This is a genomic window from Leminorella grimontii ATCC 33999 = DSM 5078 (assembly GCF_000439085.1).
Classification (GTDB): domain Bacteria; phylum Pseudomonadota; class Gammaproteobacteria; order Enterobacterales; family Enterobacteriaceae; genus Leminorella; species Leminorella grimontii.
In genome coordinates this window covers 382,769-400,069 of record NZ_AUUA01000002.1, presented here as the reverse complement: position 1 = coordinate 400,069, position 17,301 = coordinate 382,769, and the positions used below count along the sequence as shown (strand labels likewise).

Genomic DNA, 17,301 nt, shown 5'->3' with positions numbered 1-17,301 from the left:
TGATTATGGCGGCGTCAGGTCGTCGAGAGAGTTAACGTAGCGCAGCCCTTTTTTGGCTAGTTTTTCTCGCATCTGATAGATATCAAGGCCCAGCTCGCCGTGGGACAGGCGCAGGCGTTTCTCTTCTTCGAGGTCAACGCGCTTTTGTGCGCTGTCGGCAACGGCTCGCGCCTGCGCTCTCGGTACGATGACGACGCCGTCATCGTCGGCAATAACGACGTCTCCGGGGTAGACGAGCTGACCGGCGCAGACAATCGGCACGTTGACCGAGCCGAGCGTCTCTTTCACCGTACCCTGTGCCCACACCGCCTTAGACCAGACGGGGAAGCCCATTTCACGCAGCGTTTGGCTGTCGCGAATGCCGATGTCGCCTACCAGCGCCGTTACGCCACGCGCCCGTAGCGATGTGGCCAGCAGGTCGCCAAAAAAGCCGTCGTGGCAGTCGGAGGTGGGGGAGACTAACAGTACGTCGCCGGGCCGACACTGTTCCACGGCGACGTGGAACATCCAGTTGTCTCCGGGTGTTACCAGCACGGTGACCGCGCTGCCAGCGACGCTGCGGCCCTGCTGTATGGGGCGAATGCGCACGTCCAGCAGCCCTTGGCGGCCCTGTGCTTCGTGCACTGTCGCCACGCCGTATTCAGCGAAGCGAGGCAGCAGATCGTCTTCTACCCGCTCGATATGGGTGACCACGATGCCTTTTGCGTTGACGACGCTCATGACAGGTTCTCCGTTACGCGCGGGAAGAGGCTCTGATAGCCCTCTCCGTGGGTGATGACCTTGGCGCTAGCGATGCCGACGTTGCGCTTTGCCTGCACGCCGCGCTGCAGCGCTACGCGAGTGTAGTATTCCCACAGGTGCTCCTGGCCCGCCATACATTGGATAGCGGCGTACTTTTTCTCCCATACGGAGGTGATGTCTAGCAGCACGTCAGGCTTCCAACCGCACTGCTCCGGCTGGTGGGGCTCAAAGCAGTAAACCGGCGGCGCGCCGACTATCGGTTCGCCAGGACGATACCCTTCCGCTTGGGCAATGATGCGGGCTTCCTGAGCCAGGCTGGCGGCCAGCGGGTGATCGAAGTTATAGGGGTCGGCCAGCGAATGAGTGAGTACGAAGTGGGGCTGTATCCGACGGTAAACGTCCGCCAGGCGGAACAGGTCTTCCTTGTCGGCCCGCAGAGGGTAGTCGCCCATGTCGAAAAATTCGACGCTGGCGCCGAGGATATTCGCCGCCGCCTCAGCCTCTTCGCGACGGCTCGCCTTGACGACGTCTTCCGTCATGCAGCCCTTGCGCCACAGCTTGGCGGATTCGCCGCGTTCGCCGTAAGAGAGGCAAACGATGTGTACCCGATAGCCTTGCTCAGCGTGCAGAGCGATAGCGCCGCCCGCGCGCCAGACGAAGTCGGCCGAGTGAGCGCTGACCACCAGCGCGGTTTTGGAAGAAGCGTTTGTCATGTCGATATCCTTTTTGCCGTTTATCTCTGTTCTGCATTCTGGCTTGGGCCCATAGGCGGGAGGTAGTGAGTTTTATTGCGTTAGGTATGAATTTTATTTATGTTTAAAAAATGAGCGCTCGCGGAGTGATAAAGAAATGAGAAAGAAGAATGTAAATAATTATATAAAAATTATGCAGATAAGAGCTTTTTGTATGATTGCTGAGCGGGGCTCTGCATCCATGGCTGCGCGTAATTTATTTCGTACTCAGTCCGCAATTACGTATTCAATTCGTGATCTTGAACACATTTTGACCGTCTCTCTGTTTGAGCGGCACGCCGGAGGGATGCTGTTGACAGAAATGGGAAGAAAAGTTTTGCCTCGCGCGCGCAATGCGATGGCCGAACTTAGCCGTATCCCCACTCTGTTGAGCCGACTGCGGCAGCGGGACGGGGTGGAGACCGAAGATGCAGAGCCGGTTTGGCTTTTTAACGAACGCCGCCTGCAGATCTTTCTGTCCCTCTACCGGTTGCACCACACTTTGCGCGTTGCCAACGCGTTGAGCGTGACCCAGCCGGCGGTGAGCGCGGCGCTGAAGGTATTGGAAAAGGGGGCGGGTATCGCACTGTTTGACCGCACGCCTAAGGGAATGATGCCCACGCCGGCGGGCCATGAAATCGCTCCCTGCATCAGCCGTGCGCTTAATGAAATTCGCCACATTCCTGAAGATATCGCCGCCCACCGGGGGCAACTGACGGGAACCGTTTACGTCGGCGCACTGCCGCTCAGCCGCGCCTACCTGCTGCCGCAGGCGATAATCCGGCTGGTTTCTCTTCACTCAGGCATTAAAGTCGCAACTAACGAAGGCGAGTTTTCTTCAATGGTGACGGAACTACGCGCCGGAGACGTGGACTTTATCATCGGCGCGCTGCGCGAGGAGGGCAGTATTCCAGAGGTTCATAATGAAGCGCTGTTTGAAGAGGAGTTGGTTTTATTGGTGAGGCCCGAACACCCTCTGGCCGGAAGAGAGTTAAACAAGACCGAGTTGAGCGACGCTCGGTGGATTTTACCTCGTAACCACGCGCCTTCGCGCTATTTGCTGGAAGACGCGTTTAGAAAGATGGGGATGGCGTCGCCAAAGCCGGTAGTGGAAAGCGGCGACCCCGCGGTAGTGCGAACGCTGCTGCTGGGGTCTGATATGGTGGCGGCGGTCTCTTCGCATCAGCTGGACTACGAGCTTTCTGCAGGCATTCTGGTGGCGTTGAGCATCAGCCTCGCCGATACTCGCCGAGAAATCGGCCTGATGACCCGGCTTGGCGCGCTGCATTCTCCCGCTACCGACGCGCTGCTTCGCTGTATACGCGAAATTATTCAGGAAACGAAAAATTAACCCGCATTTTAATTTGCGTTTTTTAATGCCAAAGCGGCGTTAGATAAACTTGTTTTCTTTCATTTTACGACACTATTTTTTGATGGTTTCCGCTCTCATTAGAATATAAGAAATATCGATTTCATTATCTAAGCAAGCATAATTTGAATGGAAATCAAAAATAAGCACGTTAATAAGCAAAATGGATAAATAGCCTTGTCTGGGCTAAATCCTGGCATTATTTTTTGTAAAATGTGACCGGATAAGAAAAGCACGATAGATTTACCCATCCTGTTTTGATCGCTATCAATGTGTGATTACCTCAAAAGAAGTAAGTTTAACTTGCGCGTATGTCTGCGCGCTTCTCGTCGTGTTATTAGAAAAATAAGCACCCGTTTAAACTTTTAATTGCTACTCATCCCGCTTTTCTTTGGTTGTTATCCATTTAAACACCGGGTCATTGTGCCGTAGAGCGCGGTGGGTTTCATTTTTGTGAGCGAGCGTTATGTCAAAAAAGATGAACGACTTATTAGTCAGGGATATCTCCCGACGAACGCTATTGAAAAATAGTGTTAAAACCGGTGCGGCCGTTACGGCTGTCAGCGCCGTTTCTCTGCCGTTTTCCGCCATCGCCGCTAAAGGCGAGTCGGCTCCAGCCGCCAAGGGTGGAGAAGAGACGGTGCGCCACAGCGCCTGTTTGGTTAACTGTGGCAGCCGCTGTCCTCTGAAGGTGATCGTCAAAGACGACACCATCGTGCGCATCGAGCCGGAAGACTGCAAAAATGACGCCGTGTTCGGCGAACACCAAATTCGCCCCTGCCTGCGCGGGCGCTCTAGCCGCTGGCGCGTTTACAACCCTGACCGCCTAAAATACCCGATGCAGCGCGTCGGCAAGCGCGGCGAAGGCAAGTTCAAGCGCATCACTTGGGAAGAAGCGACGGCGATTATCGCCGCAGAACTCAAGCGCATTACCGAGAAGTACGGCAACGAATCGATTTACTACAACTACCAGTCCGGCGCCTACTATCACACGCAGGGCACCAACGCCTGGAAGCGCCTGCTGAACCTCAACGGCGGCTTTCTTAATTACTACAACACCTACTCGACGGCGCAAATCAGCGTCGCGACGCCGTACACCCACGGCGTCTATGCCGGCAGCCACTTCGATCAGGTCAAGCACTCCGACCTGGTGGTGTTTTTCGGCATGAACCTGTCCGAAACCCGGATGTCCGGCGGCGGTCAGGTTGAAGAGCTGCGCCGCGCGCTGGAACAGTCCAAGGCGAAGGTTGTGGTTATCGACCCGCGCTATACCGACTCGGTCATCGCCGAGCACGCCGAATGGCTGCCGATTAAGCCGACCACCGACGGTGCAGTGGTCGCGGGCATCGTCCATACGCTTATCGTTGAAAACCTGCTGGACGAAGCGTTGATTAACCGCTACTGCATTGGTTTTGACAGCCAAACCCTGCCGGAGTCCGCGCCGTCCAACGCTGGATATAAAGACTATATCCTTGGCCGCGGCGACGACAAGACGGAAAAAACGCCTGAATGGGCGGCGAAAATCACCGGCCTGCCGGCCGAGCGCATTCGCCAGCTGGCGCGTGAAATCGCCAACGCGAAGGCGTGCTATATCGCTCAGGGTTGGGGGCCGCAGCGCCATGCCAACGGCGAGCAAACCGTACGCGCCATCCAGCTTCTGCCCGCGCTGACCGGCCACTTCGGCCGCCCCGGCACCAACAACGGCAACTGGCCTTACGCGACGTCTTACGGCGTGCCGAAGCTGCCGGAAGGCAAAAACCCGATTAAGACCGCCATCCCCTGCTATCTGTGGACGACGGCCATCGACGCGCCGGAAACCATTACGCCGACCAAGCTGGGCCTGCGTAATGCCGACAGGTTGAAGACCGGCATCAAGTTCATGCTGAACCAGGCGGGCAACACCCTGCTCAATCAGCATGGCAACGTCAACCGCACCAAGAAAATTCTGGCGGACGAGTCCAAGTGCGAGTTCATTCTGGTTATCGATAACCACATGACGCCGAGCGCGAAGTTTGCCGACATCCTGCTGCCGGAAACCAGCTATTTGGAAGCGAACGATCTGGTGGATAACTCCTACGCCTCCGGTTCCAACAACTACATGATCGCTATGCAGCCGGTCGTTAGGCCGATGTGGGAAGTGCGCAGCACCTACGACATCTGTGCCGACATCGCCGCGATTATGGGCCAGCGCGACGCGTTTACCGAAGGGCTGACGCAGCAGCAGTGGATTGAGAAAAACTACGCGGAAGTGAAAGCCAAGCGTACCTACCTGCCTGACTGGAGCGTTGCAAAAGACATGGGCATTGTCGACCAGCAGATCGCTACCGAGAAGCAGGGCATCGCGTTTGCCGACTTCCGTGAAGATCCGCAGGCGAATCCGCTCAAGACGCCGTCCGGCAAAATCGAAATCTACTCCGCCCGCCTGGCGGACATCGCCGCCAAGTGGGAGCTGGACGCCGATGAAAAGATCACGCCTATTCCGGAGTTCTGTCCGGCGTGGGAGTCCCATTTAGACACAGAAGGCCTGAAGAAATATCCGTTGCAGATGATCGGGTTTCATACCAAGGGGCGGACGCACTCCACCTACCACACCATCCCGCAGCTTCGCGAAGCGGTGCCGGATGAGGTATGGATTAACCCGCTGGACGCCAAGCCGCGCGGCATTGAGCCCCGCGACCGCGTACAGATCAAAAACGACCGGGGCGTCATTGAGATCCATGCCAAAGTCACTAACCGGGTTGCGCCCGGCGTACTGGCCGTGCCGCAAGGCGCGTGGACTCAGGACAACGGTGACGGGGTCGACGTCGGCGCCTGTATCAACACGCTGACGACGCACCGCACTTCGCCGCTGGCGAAAGGCAACCCGCAACACACCAATCTGGTGGATATTAAGAAAATCTAAGGGAGCTTAACTGTGACTCAATATGGCTTTTTCGTTGACTCCTCCAGATGTACCGGATGCAAAACCTGTCAGGTGAGCTGTAAGGATAATAAAGATCTGGATGTGGGCCCAAAGTTTCGCCGCGTGTATGAATACGGCGGCGGTGAATGGATAAAAGAAGGTGACGCCTGGCGCAACACCACGTTTTCCTATTACCTCTCTATCGCCTGTAACCACTGCGATGAGCCGACCTGCGTGAAGGGATGTCCGACCGGTGCGATGCACAAGCGCCCACAGGACGGCCTGGTGGCGGTAAATCAGGAAGTGTGCATCGGCTGTCGCTACTGCGAACTTCGCTGCCCCTACGGCGCGCCGCAGTTTGACCCGGTGAAAAAGGTGATGAGCAAGTGCGACGGCTGTTTTGACCGCGTCGAGAAAGGGCTTTCGCCCATCTGCGTTGACTCCTGCCCGCAGCGGGCACTGGAGTTCGGCAAGATAGACGAGCTGCGCGCGAAGTACGGCACCGCCAACGAAGTGGCGCCGCTGCCTTCTGCCAGCCTCACCAAGCCTAATCTTATCGTTAAACCTCACCCGAACGCGCGCCCGATCGGCGACACCGAGGGTGCCGTACAGAATCCGTCGGAGGTATAAGATGCATGAACTACCACTCGTCTTTTTTACGGTACTCACGCAGGCCGGCGCAGGGGCGTTTATTCTTTTGTACGTGGCTCACAAGCTGTCGCAGGTGAGTGACCGCCAACTGGGCGTAGGGCTGTTTTGCGCGATGGTGCTGTTCGCCTTGGGCGCGGTGTGCAGTACGTTCCACCTGGGTATGCCGATGCGCGCACTCAACGCGTTTAGCGGCATTGGCCGCTCGCCGATGAGCAACGAAATTCTGGCGACGGCGCTATTTGGCGTGGTCGGCGGGCTTTCCGCGCTTGGCCTGCTGCTCAAAAAGGGCGAATCAGGGCTGTTCAACGCGCTGGCGGGCCTTGCCGTGCTGCTGGGCATTGCCTTTATCGCAATGGTGCCGATGGTGTATCAGCTTGATACCGTCAGCACGTGGGGAAATAGCTACACCACGCTGGTGATGGTGCTGACCGCGCTGGTGTGCGGCGGCGCGGTTGCCGCCACGCTCGGCGCCGTTCGCCTGGGCGCGCTGTTCGGCGCGGTGGGCGCGGCCGTCTCTCTGGCGATGCGTACCGGGTATATCGATACCCTGACGGCGGCCAGCGAGCGTCTGGCGCAGGCGCAGGAAACCTGGTTTACTGTGCAGATGGCGATGCTGGCCGTCGTGCTGGTGCTCTGCCTGATGGCGGTTATTGGCCGCCTGAATAACAGGGGCGTTTTAGCGCTGGCCGCGTTGTTAGCGATTGCCGCAGAGCTGGCGGGGCGCGTCGCGTTTTATAACCTGTGGTTTATTAGTATGTAGTTGTGAGAAAGGCCCGCGGATGCGGGCCTATCAATATTGATAATAAGCACGAGAAGTATATTCAGAACGATTTGCGGAGCTAAACGGAGGGAGAGTCTTCCGTTGGGGTCGACTTGGCGTAAGCCAACGACAAACCAGCGTAAGCTGGTTTGAACAGCGTTTACGCTGGCCCGTTAGGGTGAAGCCGAAGGCTTCATAACGGCCCGTAGGAAGGCTATGCCCGACGCACTCCTAAAGCTAATACAAGCGCCCTCCCGGCCGAGCACATAGGCTATATAAGCACAGCGTATTTTCGGCCGGAATATCCTCTAAGGTTGATTAAGATTGTTTATCAACACGGGATTCAGGGCCTTTCATTATGAAGTCGAGTAACAAACACCCATGGAAAAACCTGTTGCGCTGATGCCGAGAATACTTGGTTCGCTGTTTTACTATTCACCGTCCGACGATCGGATTTGGGCCCTGTTGGAAGATTTGAGTGCGCTGAGCGATCTCTATGCGTGGAGCGATCGGCAGAAGGTGGAACGCCTGTGTGAAGGCGTCGCTTTACCCGAGCGGGACGAGGCCGTCTGGCAATTTTCCTCGCTTTTTGAGGGGCAGGGCGAGATGGTTGCGCCGCCGTGGGGCTCGGTCTATCTGGATAAAGACAACCTGCTGATGGGCGAAACCACGATTGAATACAGGCATTTTCTGGCGCAATACGGCATCAGCTTTGTGTCTGACGTTTGCCAGCCGGAAGATCAGTTTGGCCTGATGCTGCTGGCGGCGGCTCAGCTGCTGGAGTCGGATAACGAGAAAGCGGCGGCTGAACTGCTGGAACAGCACCTGCTGCCGTGGGCCTATCGCTATCTGGAGAAGCTGGCCGTTAACGGCGTGAGTCCGCTTTATGCGGCGCTTGCCGAGGTGGCTACGCTATTTTTACAGCAGGTTCAGCAGGAATATGGGCTAACGCCGCCGGCGCTGCGTTTACGGTTTTAAACCCACGGGTCAATGGCTTATCCGAGGCTCGTCGGATATGATGCCCTAAGATAAAAAACGCTTTCAGACGGACGCGCCGATGACCACCCTGCTTTTTCTTGCCGTTTTAGCCGCCGCCCTGTTTCATGCAGGGTGGAATGCGATCGTAAAGTTCGGCGAGGACCGGTTTTTAGGCGTTGCGCTGGTGGCCGTTTTTTCCGGCCTGGTATCGGTTGTCTGCCTGCCGTTTTTTGGTATGCCCTCGGTAGCATCACTACCTTGGCTCGCCCTGTCGATGCTGTTTCACACCGGCTACTGCCTGTTTCTAAGCCGGGCCTACGCCAGCGGCGATTTAGGCCAGGTGTATCCTATCGCACGGGGCAGTGCGCCCGTGCTGGCGGCGCTGCTGAGCTGGCTGATATTAAGCGAGGTGCCCCCGCTTATGGGGACCATCGGCGCGCTTTTATTGGTGAGCGGCGTATTGATGATGGCGCTGGCGGGGCGTAAAAGCGCTATCAGGATGAGCGGCCAAACGCTGGTATACGCGCTGGTTACCGCCATGTTTACCGCAAGCTATACCCTGTCCGACGGCGCGGGTTCGCGCGCCAGCCTCAATCCCGTCGCCTATACGCTGTGGCTGTTTGCCATTAACGGCGTGGTGATGACGTTTATCCTCTTTGTTCGCTACCGCTCGGCGGGATGGCCTAAAATTCGGCGGCACTGGCGGCCGGGGCTGCTTGGCGGCACGATGTCGCTGCTGTCGTACGGCATCGTTATCTGGGCGATGAGTCAGGCGCCGATCGCGCTGGTGGCGGCGCTGCGCGAAACCAGCGTGCTTTTCGCCATGGTGATTTCGGTGTGGTGGCTTAAGGAGCCCTTAAGCCGCATGCGCATGCTGGCGGGCCTGACGATTGTCGCGGGCGTAGTGCTTACGCGCTTGGGGTGAAGCGCGCTTTCTCCCCGCCCCGGAGAATTACCCTTTGAAATTAATTAGAAATCGCCAACATAATGTTTTATTGAGACGCATGTTTTAGTAATTTGTGACAAATTGTTGCTTAAAATCCAGCCGTTTATGCTTATTTTCGTTAAATAAGTAGCAGTCGTGTAACCATTATTCCGCTATAATCGCCCCATTCAAATCAAGACACATTGATTTGTCCAATACTTAATAGTGCGGACACAGAGACCTCTGTGCCGCATAAAAAATAACACTAGCAAGCTAACAACATGAATCTTATGGAAAATACATCTCATATTCGGGAGCTTACGCTCCGCGGGATTATCATCGGGGCGCTTATCACCGTGGTATTCACCGCATCAAACGTCTATTTAGGGCTAAAGGTGGGGCTTACCTTTTCATCGGCTATCCCTGCCGCCGTTATCTCTATGGCGGTGCTGCGCTTCTTCTCTAACTCCAACATTTTAGAGAACAACATGGTGCAGACGCAGGCGTCGGCGGCCGGTACGCTTTCGTCGGTGATCTTCATCCTGCCCGGGCTTTTAATGATCGGCTACTGGAACAGCTTCCCGTTCTGGCAAACGCTGCTCATCTGCTCCGCTGGCGGTATGCTGGGCGTCGTGTTTTCTATCCCCTTGCGCCATGCGATGGTGGTAAAAAGCAAGCTGCCCTACCCGGAAGGCGTAGCCGCGGCGGAAATCCTCAAAGCGGGCTGTGACGACTATATTGACGAGAACGACAGGCTGGTGAGCGCTAGCCACCATGCCGACGATGCGGTCGAGAAAGACAGCGGATTTCGCGACATTCTCTTCGGCGGCGCTATCGCTTCCGTCGTCAGCTTTGCCACCAACGGCCTGCGCGTATTGTCCGATAGCGCCAGCTACTGGTTTACTCAAGGCCGGGCTATTTTTCAGGTGCCGGTCGGCTTTTCTCTGGCGCTGCTGAGCGCCGGTTACCTTATCGGCATCGCGGCAGGGATCGCCATCCTTATTGGTACGCTTATCGCCTGGGGCGTGGCCGTGCCGATTTTAAGTTCGGGTGCGGACATCCCTGACGGCACCTCAATCAGCGGTTTCGCGATGGGGCTTTGGAAGAACAACGTGCGCTTTATCGGCGCAGGCACGCTGGCCATCGCCGCTATCTGGACGCTGCTGACGCTGGTCAAGCCGATTATCGAGGGCATGCGGACTTCGCTGCGGGCGCTGAACGTGAAAAACGGCAGCGTGACGATCCCCAGAACGGAGCTGGATCTGTCGCCGAAGGTGGTGCTGCTCATCAGCGTGGTGATGTTCCTGGTGCTTATCGGCACGTTCTATTCGTTCGTTGCCGACAGCGGCCTGTCGCAAACTGTCGCCTGGGGGCTGGTGCTGGCGTCGGTGATTTTCGCCTTTCTGATCGGCTTTATGGTGGCTGCGGCCTGTGGCTACATGGCTGGTCTGGTCGGTTCCTCCGCAAGCCCGATCTCCGGCATCGGCATCATCGCCATTACCGTGATCTCCCTGCTGCTGCTGTTTTTGGGCGGCCTGAACGGCATGCTGGAAACCCCGCAGGGCACTAACTTTGCTACGGCGCTGGCGATTTTCACTACCAGCGCGGTGCTTGCGATCGCCACGATTTCCAACGACAACCTGCAGGATCTGAAGACCGGCTATCTGGTAAAAGCGACGCCGTGGCGTCAGCAGGTAGCGCTTTTGATCGGCTGCGTAGTCGGCGCGGCGGTTATCTCTCCCGTGCTGGAAGTGCTGTATAACGCCTACGGCTTTGCCGGCGCGACGCCACGTCCGAACATGGACCTGAGCCAGGTTTTGGCGGCCCCGCAGGCAACGTTGATGACCACTATCGCTAAGGGCATCTTCTCCCATCAGCTTGAGTGGACGATGATTTTCATCGGCCTGGGCGTCGGCGCCGTAGCGATCGTAATTGACCTACTGCTGACCAAAAGCGGCAGCAGGCTGCGTCTGCCTGCGCTGGCCGTCGGTATGGGCATCTATCTGCCTCCGTCCATTACTGCGCCGCTGATTATCGGTTCCGTGCTGTCGTGGGTTGTGACGGTGCTGGTGAAAAAGCGCGCTCGCGCGCAGAATGCCGATTTCCACGAAATGTACAAGAAAGTGGAGCGTAAAGGCGCGCTTATCGCCTCTGGCCTGATCGTCGGCGAGAGCCTGGTGGGCGTTGCGCTGGCGGTACTGATCGTTATCAGCATCAGCAACGGCGGCAGCGACGCGCCGCTGGCGATTACGTCATGGCTGACGCCGATTTTCGGCGACTCGGGCGCGGTTGAGCAGCTTCTGGGTCTGGCGGTGTTCGTCATCGTCTGCCTGACGTTCGTCCGCCGCGTGATGGGTGCGCTGAAGGCGAAATAGCTAACCCAGCTTTAAATAACAAAGGCCCGCGGTTTACCCCGCGGGCCTTTTTCATATCCAGCGTCAGCTTTGTAAAAACGTCAGCCACGGCAGAGTGACAAGCAGCCAGACGGCCAGGAACAGGACGCCGAAGGCGGCGCCGAGCTTCCACCACAGCGCGCTGGGCAGGTAGCCGCCGCCGAAATAAACCGGGCTGGGCCCCGTTCCATAAGGCGTAATGATGCCCATCAGCCCCGCCACCGGCAGCAGCAGAAGAACGAACTGATGCATATTGATACCCGGCATGCCGGCGGCGACGGCGAGGATCACCGGCAGCAGCGCGGTGGCGTGGGCTGAGGAGCTGGCGAACAGGTAGTGTAGGAAGTAGTAGACGCAGGTGAGCAGCACCATAGCTATCGTCGGCGAAACGTCCTGCATGTGGGAGGACATGATGCCGCCGAACCAGCCGACGAAGCCGACGTTTTTCAGCGCGTTCGCCATCGCCATCAGGGTGGCGTACCACACCAGCGTGCTCCAGGCGGTGGTGTTGGAAAGCACGTCGTTCCACTTGATAACGTCGAGAATGAGCAGCGCCGCCAGCACCAAAAGCCCTACCATCGCGGTCGAGATAAACGACCCGCCGACAATCCACAGCAGCAGCGCGCAGAAGACGGCGATAAGCAGCAGGATTTCGTTACGGCTGATTTTCCCCATTGCCTGTAGCTCTGCGGCCGCCCAATTTGGAATGGAATTGCCCTTTTTGATTTCGGGCGGGCACAGCCAGTAGCTTAGCAGCGGTACCAGCAGAAGAAGCAGGATGCCGGCAGGCGCGGTGACGGAAAACCACTCGCCCCAGCTTAGCCGTATGCCGGTGATGCCCTCAACCAGGCCAATGGAAAGCGTATTGGTGGCCAGCGCGGTCATAAACAGCGTGCTAGTGACGCAGGTGGCGGCTATGGCGACCCACATCAGGTAGGTGCCGATGCGCTTCATGCTTGGGTCGTTGGGCTTGGAGTCGTAAAGCGGCGGCAGGTTGCTGATGATAGGGAAAATAATCCCGCCGCTGCGGGCGGTGTTGGACGGCGTAAAGGGTGCCAGCAGCACGTCAGACAGCATGATGGCGTAGCCCAGCGTAAGCGTGCGCTTACCTAGCGCTTTAACCAACCACAGGGCGATGCGCCTGCCAAGCCCCGTCTTGCTGTAGCCCATGGCGAACATGAACGCGCCGAAGATAAGCCAGACGGTGGTGTTGGAAAAGCCGGAAATTGCCCAGGCTAGCGCTTTGTCCGGCCAGTTAAACTTCGGCGCGGCAAGCTGCTCCGGCGAGAAGAGCGCGTGCTGGGCCAACATGGCGGTCGCCACCACGCTGATAAGGCCGATGACCGAGCCCGGCAGCGGTTCGAAGATTAACCCAATAATGCAGCCGCAGAAAATGGCGAAGAAGTACCAGGCGTGCGGCGCCAGCCCGGTGGGTACGGGAAGCAGGCTGATAATCAGCGCTGCCAGAAACGGCATAAGTATTTTTATATAGTTTTTCATGGTTGCTATCCATCATGCGGTTAAAACAAAAAAGACAGAAATAGCCAGAGGAACCGTAGGGATATTAGCACTCGAAAAATCGTTGATTAAGGCGGCAACCGTGCAGGCGATAAACACGTTTCGTGATGAATGGAACCGTGAATGAAGAGGCGTTACGATGATAATCGGAAGCGAATTTATACGGGTGAATAAATAAAAAGGGGGATTTATTAATGCAGCGTTAAATTATTTATTCTTATTTGTTTATAATGACAAAAAGAGAGGGTTTAATAATAAAAAATTTATTCTTAATAATAGAAAGCCCGCCGAATGGCGGGCTAAGATATACTACTTCGAACGCATTATATTGCGCTTAGAACATGCGGATCCCTTCAAATGGGTTCCAGCCGTCCAGCCCTTTGACTTCTTTTAGATAGTAGGCGTAGTTGGCGCTCAGTGCCCACATTGAGGCGAGAGCGATGTTGAGACCCATGTCCACACCGCGCAGGTTAAGGCCGGTCACGATTTGAACAATGGTGAAAACAATGCTGACGCCCATAGCGATACCGAATAGCACGAGATTCTTTTTCCACAGGCCTAATACAAAAAAGTAGATGAAGCCAAAGAAGAACGCGATGATGTTCATATTGAAAAGAATGCGACGACCGAAGGTCTCTGCCTTCAGCGCAGCCTTAAATTCAGGCGTGTTAGGAGCACCATACTGATCGAAAAATGCGAAGCGATCCTGCCATTTTTGTGAATATTTACTTCTGTCCATGTGAGTCCTTTTCCTTGCGTCTTGGTTTTAGTTTGCTAAATAATTAAATGGTGTTTTTTTTTAACAGCGAGATTTTACAGGAGGTAGGTAAAATTACAAGAACGCCTAATGTAAAGGTTTCGTTAATATAATTAATCTGTTTATTCAAAGAGAGCCATTTGGCTTTAAGATAGTTATTTCTATATATAGGTAAGTATTAATATTTTTATTCGATATGGCGTTGCCTACTCAATAATAACGGTTCTCTGAAGAGCGCAATCTATATTGCGCTTTCATCAATAGTCTCTAAAGCGCATCCTTAATGACGGTATGCAGAAGATGGCGCAGGTGGGCCACCGCGTCGCTTGGACTGGAGCTGCTCTCCAGCAGCGCGATGCCCATCTGTGGCAGTTCGGGAAGATCGGGGTCGTTGAGCGTTGTAAGCGTGGTCGGCAGGCCGATGCGGGTTCGCACGGTAATACCCAGCCCGGCGCTGACGGCGGCCCAAATGCCGCTCAGGCTGTGGCTGGTGAACGCCACGCGCCAAGGGATGCCCGCGTGGTTTAGCGCTTCCAGCGCAGCGTTGCGCATCAGGCAGGGGGCTTCAAACAGCACCAAAGGCAGCGGCTCGCTTTGATCCAGAATCAGCGACGGCAACGCAATCCAGCGCAGCGGCAGTTGGGCAATTGGTGGGTTAGGCAGCGCCTGATGGTGCCACGCCAACGCCAGATCCAGCTCGCCCCGTCGAACGCCGTCGACCAGCGGCTGGTTGCGATCGACACGCGCGGTGATGCGAAGCCCTGGGTGCTGGCGGTTGAAGCGCCCGAGCACTTCAGGCATCAGCGATTCGCCAAAGTCTTCCTGCATGCCCAAGTGGACTTCTCCCTGCAGCCGCTCGCCAGTAATTGTGCGCAGCGCCTCATCGTTGAGCGCCAATAGGCGGCGGGCATAGCTTAGCAGAACTTCTCCGCTGGGCGTCAGCCCTAACCCCCGGCCCCGTTTTTCCAACAGCGGCGTGCCGCACTGTTGCTCCAGCTTCTTTAGCTGTGCGCTAACCGCTGAAGTGGAGCGGTACAGGCGCTGTGCCGCAAGGGCGAAGCTGCCGGAATCGATGCCGAATACCAAACTGCGTAGGGCGTCGAGGTCGAGCGCGAGGGGGCTTTTTTCTGTCATCGTCCCGAAATCCTGAACGCTGAGTGCAAAATGTTGCGATTTATTTAAGTATTTTCCAGAGCGATGATGTTTTCAACCTGTTAACTGGAGAAATACGATGACTCGCTCTCTCGATCGCGACACGCTGCAACAGTTGGCGCCAAAGCTGGCGCAGTTGACTCAGGACGTCTTGTTTGGAGATTTGTGGCAGCGCACCGCGCTTACGCCGCGTGAACGGAGCCTTGTTACGCTAGCCGCCCTGACGGCAATGGGAAAAACGCGTCAGCTTCCTTGGCACATCGAGTTCGCACAGCAAAACGGCATTCGGCTCGATGAAATGGTGGAAGTGTTCACTCACTTGGCTTTTTACGCCGGTTGGCCCGCTGCGGTGTCTGCGCTGGAGTGCTTGCCCGAGGAGGAACGCTGATGCCTTTTACCCGCATTATTCTGCGTGAGGGATATGACGACGCCAGGCTAAAGCAGATCTCCGACGTTTTGCATCAGACGTTGGTAGATACGTTCGCCGTTCCGCAGGACGACCGCTTTCAGGTTATTGAGGCGCTGCCCGCCGGGCGGCGGGTGTATCATCCTCGCTATTTGACCGGCCAGCGTTCGGAAGACTTTATTTTGTTCCACATCGTGGCCGGTAAGCCCCGAAGCCGCGAGCAAAAGGCCGCGCTTTATCAGGCGCTGAGCGCCCGGCTCCACGCAGAGGTAGGCATTGAGCCTGATGACGTGATGGTGGTCATTCAGTTCACCCACCCTGAGGACTGGAGCTTTGGCAACGGGATGATGTTTGAGCTGCCGAAGTAGCAGGCGTTCTATCAACTATTGAGGGTGAAAAGGGCAGCGGCGTTGGCGCGCCGCTGCGTTAACGGATTAGCGCCGGCAGACCTCAAGCCGTTCCTTTTCCCACAGGCGCTTGCCCTTGGCGTCGGTGACGATGTCAATGCCGCCGCTATAGCTGTCGCACGGTTCTCCTTTTTTCTGCACGACGCGATGCTGCACGGTGGCGATGAGTTTCCCGCTGCTGCTCATTAGCTGCTGGGTGTCCGGCGCGTCCTTTTTGCTAAACCACCATACGTCGCCGAAGTTTGGCGTTTGCGCTACGGTTAGCCACGGCGTTTTAATATCTTCGTATTCAAGCGGGAAGACGACGCGGTTGCTTTTATCAATAACGCCATAGCCGTTGCTTTGGTTTCGTACGACGGAGAACCCCTGATAGAACGGCTGCGGAGCGCGGTAGTCGGCCTCAAACAGCGTCTGCCCCTGCTGGTTAACGAGCAGCCAGCTTTTAGGCGAGTAGAAGTCATTGCCCTTTTTTCCGGATATCCAGACCACGCCGTCGCTAAAATCACCGGAATAGTTACAGTCTGCCGAAGCGACGGGGGTTTCTTTCAGCGTCTCAAGATCCAGCAGGCCGCATTTGCCTTCTTGAAAGTAAGGCACGATGCGGGCGCCTTTTTCTTTGGTCACGGTGGAAATATTGCTGATAAGGACCTGGCCGGTGGTGTCGATAAGGTCTGACTTTTCCCTGTAGGGCTCTCCCGTCCAACGAAGCCACTTGTTGCCATACAGCCAAAACAGCCGGACGCCGGGTATCAGCGGGGTACGCATTTTTCCGGTTTTATCGATAAGGGTGATTTTTCGGTGGTCTTGATCGCCGACAAAGGCTTCCGCAAAGCCCTCGTGGAATTTACTCACAGAATCGTACGTGGGCGGAACAACCCACTGCAGGTTCATATCCACGTAGCCGGATTTATATTTTTGCCGTGAGTCTTGGGCAGTGGCGCGGATTAGCCCTTCCGACATTGAACCGATGAACTGCACGCTATTATTTTCTACCGGAATTTCGCTTCCATCGTAGCGATAGAAGTGCTTATTGTCGTCAACGAGTATACCGTCGCCGAGCTTATGGATGCTTGAATTGTGAATTTGCCCCAGCGGCTTGCCCTGAAGATCAAACACGTCGGTTTTGCCGTCATGACGAGCGCCAATCCAAACGTCGGGTTGGTTATAAAGTGAACGGTAAATTGGGGGCGCAACCTGTTCACCGTTTCGATTTAACAATCCGCAGTAGGTTTGATCCCAGGAGACGCACACCGGGATAAGCGACTGGGAGTCGATGGCTCTGGTGTCCTGTTTGTCCGATGGCGAACAGGCGGTCAGGCAAAGCAGGGCGAATGAAGCGAGAGCGCGTTTATTGATGCGGTAAAGGGCCATATGATGTTCTTCCATGTTTCGAGCTGTGGCGGGAGGCGGCTGAATGCCCGTAGGTCGCGCCGTTTTCCAATATAAAATGCTTTGGTGGAATATTACTCAACAAGGCGTTGGGCGTAAACGTTCCTGTCGGTTGCCTATCGATGTGAGTACACGCTAACTTTTCTAAACATCTGGCAACTCATTAATTTCCATTCCTGATTTTTTTGTCGGTTATAATATCGGGCGTTAGAGAAATTAGGA

At 56.0% G+C, this 17,301-nt stretch carries 15 protein-coding genes; 9 read left to right on the top strand and 6 right to left on the bottom strand.

From position 1 onward, the window contains the following. Positions 1-3: 3 nt before the first annotated feature. Both G544_RS0106310 and galB read right to left on the bottom strand, forming a co-directional pair. On the bottom strand, positions 4-720 hold the full coding sequence (locus G544_RS0106310; protein WP_027273806.1) for a 4-carboxy-4-hydroxy-2-oxoadipate aldolase/oxaloacetate decarboxylase: 717 nt from the start codon (positions 718-720) through the stop codon (positions 4-6). After that, entirely contained in the window at positions 717-1,454 is a 738-nt protein-coding gene (gene galB, locus G544_RS0106305) for a 4-oxalmesaconate hydratase (protein WP_027273805.1), read from the bottom strand. The genes G544_RS0106310 and galB overlap by 4 nt, the downstream gene beginning before the upstream one ends. Before the next feature lie 136 nt (positions 1,455-1,590). Between galB and G544_RS0106300 the strand changes: the two genes are divergently transcribed. The 7 genes from G544_RS0106300 (at position 1,591) to G544_RS0106270 (ending at position 11,432) form a co-directional block, all read left to right on the top strand. Further along, positions 1,591-2,823: a LysR family transcriptional regulator gene (locus G544_RS0106300; protein WP_027273804.1), complete on the top strand. Its 1,233-nt coding sequence runs from the start codon at positions 1,591-1,593 to the stop codon at positions 2,821-2,823. Positions 2,824-3,319: 496 nt separating this feature from the next. Continuing rightward, positions 3,320-5,743, top strand: a complete 2,424-nt coding sequence (locus tag G544_RS0106295; RefSeq protein WP_027273803.1) for a DMSO/selenate family reductase complex A subunit — start codon at positions 3,320-3,322, stop codon at positions 5,741-5,743. Positions 5,744-5,755: 12 nt separating this feature from the next. Beyond that, positions 5,756-6,373 carry a DMSO/selenate family reductase complex B subunit gene (locus G544_RS0106290; RefSeq protein WP_027273802.1) on the top strand — a complete coding sequence of 206 codons (618 nt, stop codon included), beginning with the start codon at positions 5,756-5,758 and terminating at the stop codon, positions 6,371-6,373. Between the two features lies 1 nt (position 6,374). Next, a complete protein-coding gene (locus tag G544_RS0106285) occupies positions 6,375-7,154 on the top strand; it encodes a dimethyl sulfoxide reductase anchor subunit family protein (RefSeq protein WP_027273801.1) in 780 nt (259 codons plus the stop codon). Positions 7,155-7,535: 381 nt separating this feature from the next. Further along, positions 7,536-8,132 (top strand): TorD/DmsD family molecular chaperone, encoded by a 597-nt coding sequence (locus G544_RS0106280; protein WP_027273800.1) that lies wholly within the window; start codon positions 7,536-7,538, stop codon positions 8,130-8,132. A 79-nt stretch (positions 8,133-8,211) separates the two neighbouring features. Beyond that, on the top strand, positions 8,212-9,057 hold the full coding sequence (locus tag G544_RS0106275) for an EamA family transporter (protein WP_027273799.1): 846 nt from the start codon (positions 8,212-8,214) through the stop codon (positions 9,055-9,057). Positions 9,058-9,347: 290 nt separating this feature from the next. Further along, a complete protein-coding gene (locus tag G544_RS0106270) occupies positions 9,348-11,432 on the top strand; it encodes an OPT family oligopeptide transporter (RefSeq protein WP_027273798.1) in 2,085 nt (694 codons plus the stop codon). Between the two features lie 63 nt (positions 11,433-11,495). On the opposite strand, the gene G544_RS0106265 is transcribed toward G544_RS0106270, so the two are convergent. The 3 genes from G544_RS0106265 to G544_RS20080 all read right to left on the bottom strand — a co-directional run bounded on the left by G544_RS0106265 (position 11,496) and on the right by G544_RS20080 (position 14,859). Then, the gene (locus G544_RS0106265; protein WP_027273797.1) at positions 11,496-12,950 is read right to left on the bottom strand and encodes an anion permease; all 1,455 of its coding nucleotides are present in this window, start codon (positions 12,948-12,950) and stop codon (positions 11,496-11,498) included. 352 nt (positions 12,951-13,302) lie between these two features. Then, positions 13,303-13,707, bottom strand: a complete 405-nt coding sequence (locus G544_RS0106255; RefSeq protein ID WP_027273796.1) for a DUF2628 domain-containing protein — start codon at positions 13,705-13,707, stop codon at positions 13,303-13,305. A gap of 285 nt (positions 13,708-13,992) precedes the next feature. Further along, complete coding sequence (locus G544_RS20080; protein WP_036023406.1) at positions 13,993-14,859, bottom strand: LysR substrate-binding domain-containing protein; 867 nt, start codon at positions 14,857-14,859, stop codon at positions 13,993-13,995. A gap of 97 nt (positions 14,860-14,956) precedes the next feature. Here G544_RS20080 and G544_RS0106245 point away from each other — a divergent pair, with 97 nt between their 5' ends. After that, the gene (locus G544_RS0106245) at positions 14,957-15,265 is read left to right on the top strand and encodes a carboxymuconolactone decarboxylase family protein (protein WP_027273795.1); all 309 of its coding nucleotides are present in this window, start codon (positions 14,957-14,959) and stop codon (positions 15,263-15,265) included. Continuing rightward, positions 15,265-15,651 (top strand): tautomerase family protein, encoded by a 387-nt coding sequence (locus G544_RS0106240; protein WP_027273794.1) that lies wholly within the window; start codon positions 15,265-15,267, stop codon positions 15,649-15,651. Before G544_RS0106245 ends, G544_RS0106240 begins: the two co-directional genes overlap by 1 nt. Before the next feature lie 66 nt (positions 15,652-15,717). Here G544_RS0106240 and G544_RS0106235 read toward each other — a convergent pair whose 3' ends face one another. Further along, complete coding sequence (locus G544_RS0106235) at positions 15,718-17,076, bottom strand: WG repeat-containing protein (protein WP_081650746.1); 1,359 nt, start codon at positions 17,074-17,076, stop codon at positions 15,718-15,720. Between the last annotated feature and the right edge of the window lie 225 nt (positions 17,077-17,301).

Bases quoted from the DNA above. Each gene is read 5' to 3' on its own strand.
- G544_RS0106310 (WP_027273806.1), bottom strand. From the start codon at position 720: ATGAGCGTCGTCAACGCAAAAGGCATCGTGGTCACCCATATCGAGCGG.
- galB (WP_027273805.1), bottom strand. From the start codon at position 1,454: ATGACAAACGCTTCTTCCAAAACCGCGCTGGTGGTCAGCGCTCACTCG.
- G544_RS0106300 (WP_027273804.1), top strand. From the start codon at position 1,591: ATGAGAAAGAAGAATGTAAATAATTATATAAAAATTATGCAGATAAGA.
- G544_RS0106295 (WP_027273803.1), top strand. From the start codon at position 3,320: ATGAACGACTTATTAGTCAGGGATATCTCCCGACGAACGCTATTGAAA.
- G544_RS0106285 (WP_027273801.1), top strand. From the start codon at position 6,375: ATGCATGAACTACCACTCGTCTTTTTTACGGTACTCACGCAGGCCGGC.
- G544_RS0106280 (WP_027273800.1), top strand. From the start codon at position 7,536: ATGGAAAAACCTGTTGCGCTGATGCCGAGAATACTTGGTTCGCTGTTT.
- G544_RS0106275 (WP_027273799.1), top strand. From the start codon at position 8,212: ATGACCACCCTGCTTTTTCTTGCCGTTTTAGCCGCCGCCCTGTTTCAT.
- G544_RS0106270 (WP_027273798.1), top strand. From the start codon at position 9,348: ATGGAAAATACATCTCATATTCGGGAGCTTACGCTCCGCGGGATTATC.
- G544_RS0106265 (WP_027273797.1), bottom strand. From the start codon at position 12,950: ATGAAAAACTATATAAAAATACTTATGCCGTTTCTGGCAGCGCTGATT.
- G544_RS0106255 (WP_027273796.1), bottom strand. From the start codon at position 13,707: ATGGACAGAAGTAAATATTCACAAAAATGGCAGGATCGCTTCGCATTT.
- G544_RS20080 (WP_036023406.1), bottom strand. From the start codon at position 14,859: ATGACAGAAAAAAGCCCCCTCGCGCTCGACCTCGACGCCCTACGCAGT.
- G544_RS0106245 (WP_027273795.1), top strand. From the start codon at position 14,957: ATGACTCGCTCTCTCGATCGCGACACGCTGCAACAGTTGGCGCCAAAG.
- G544_RS0106240 (WP_027273794.1), top strand. From the start codon at position 15,265: ATGCCTTTTACCCGCATTATTCTGCGTGAGGGATATGACGACGCCAGG.
- G544_RS0106235 (WP_081650746.1), bottom strand. From the start codon at position 17,076: ATGGAAGAACATCATATGGCCCTTTACCGCATCAATAAACGCGCTCTC.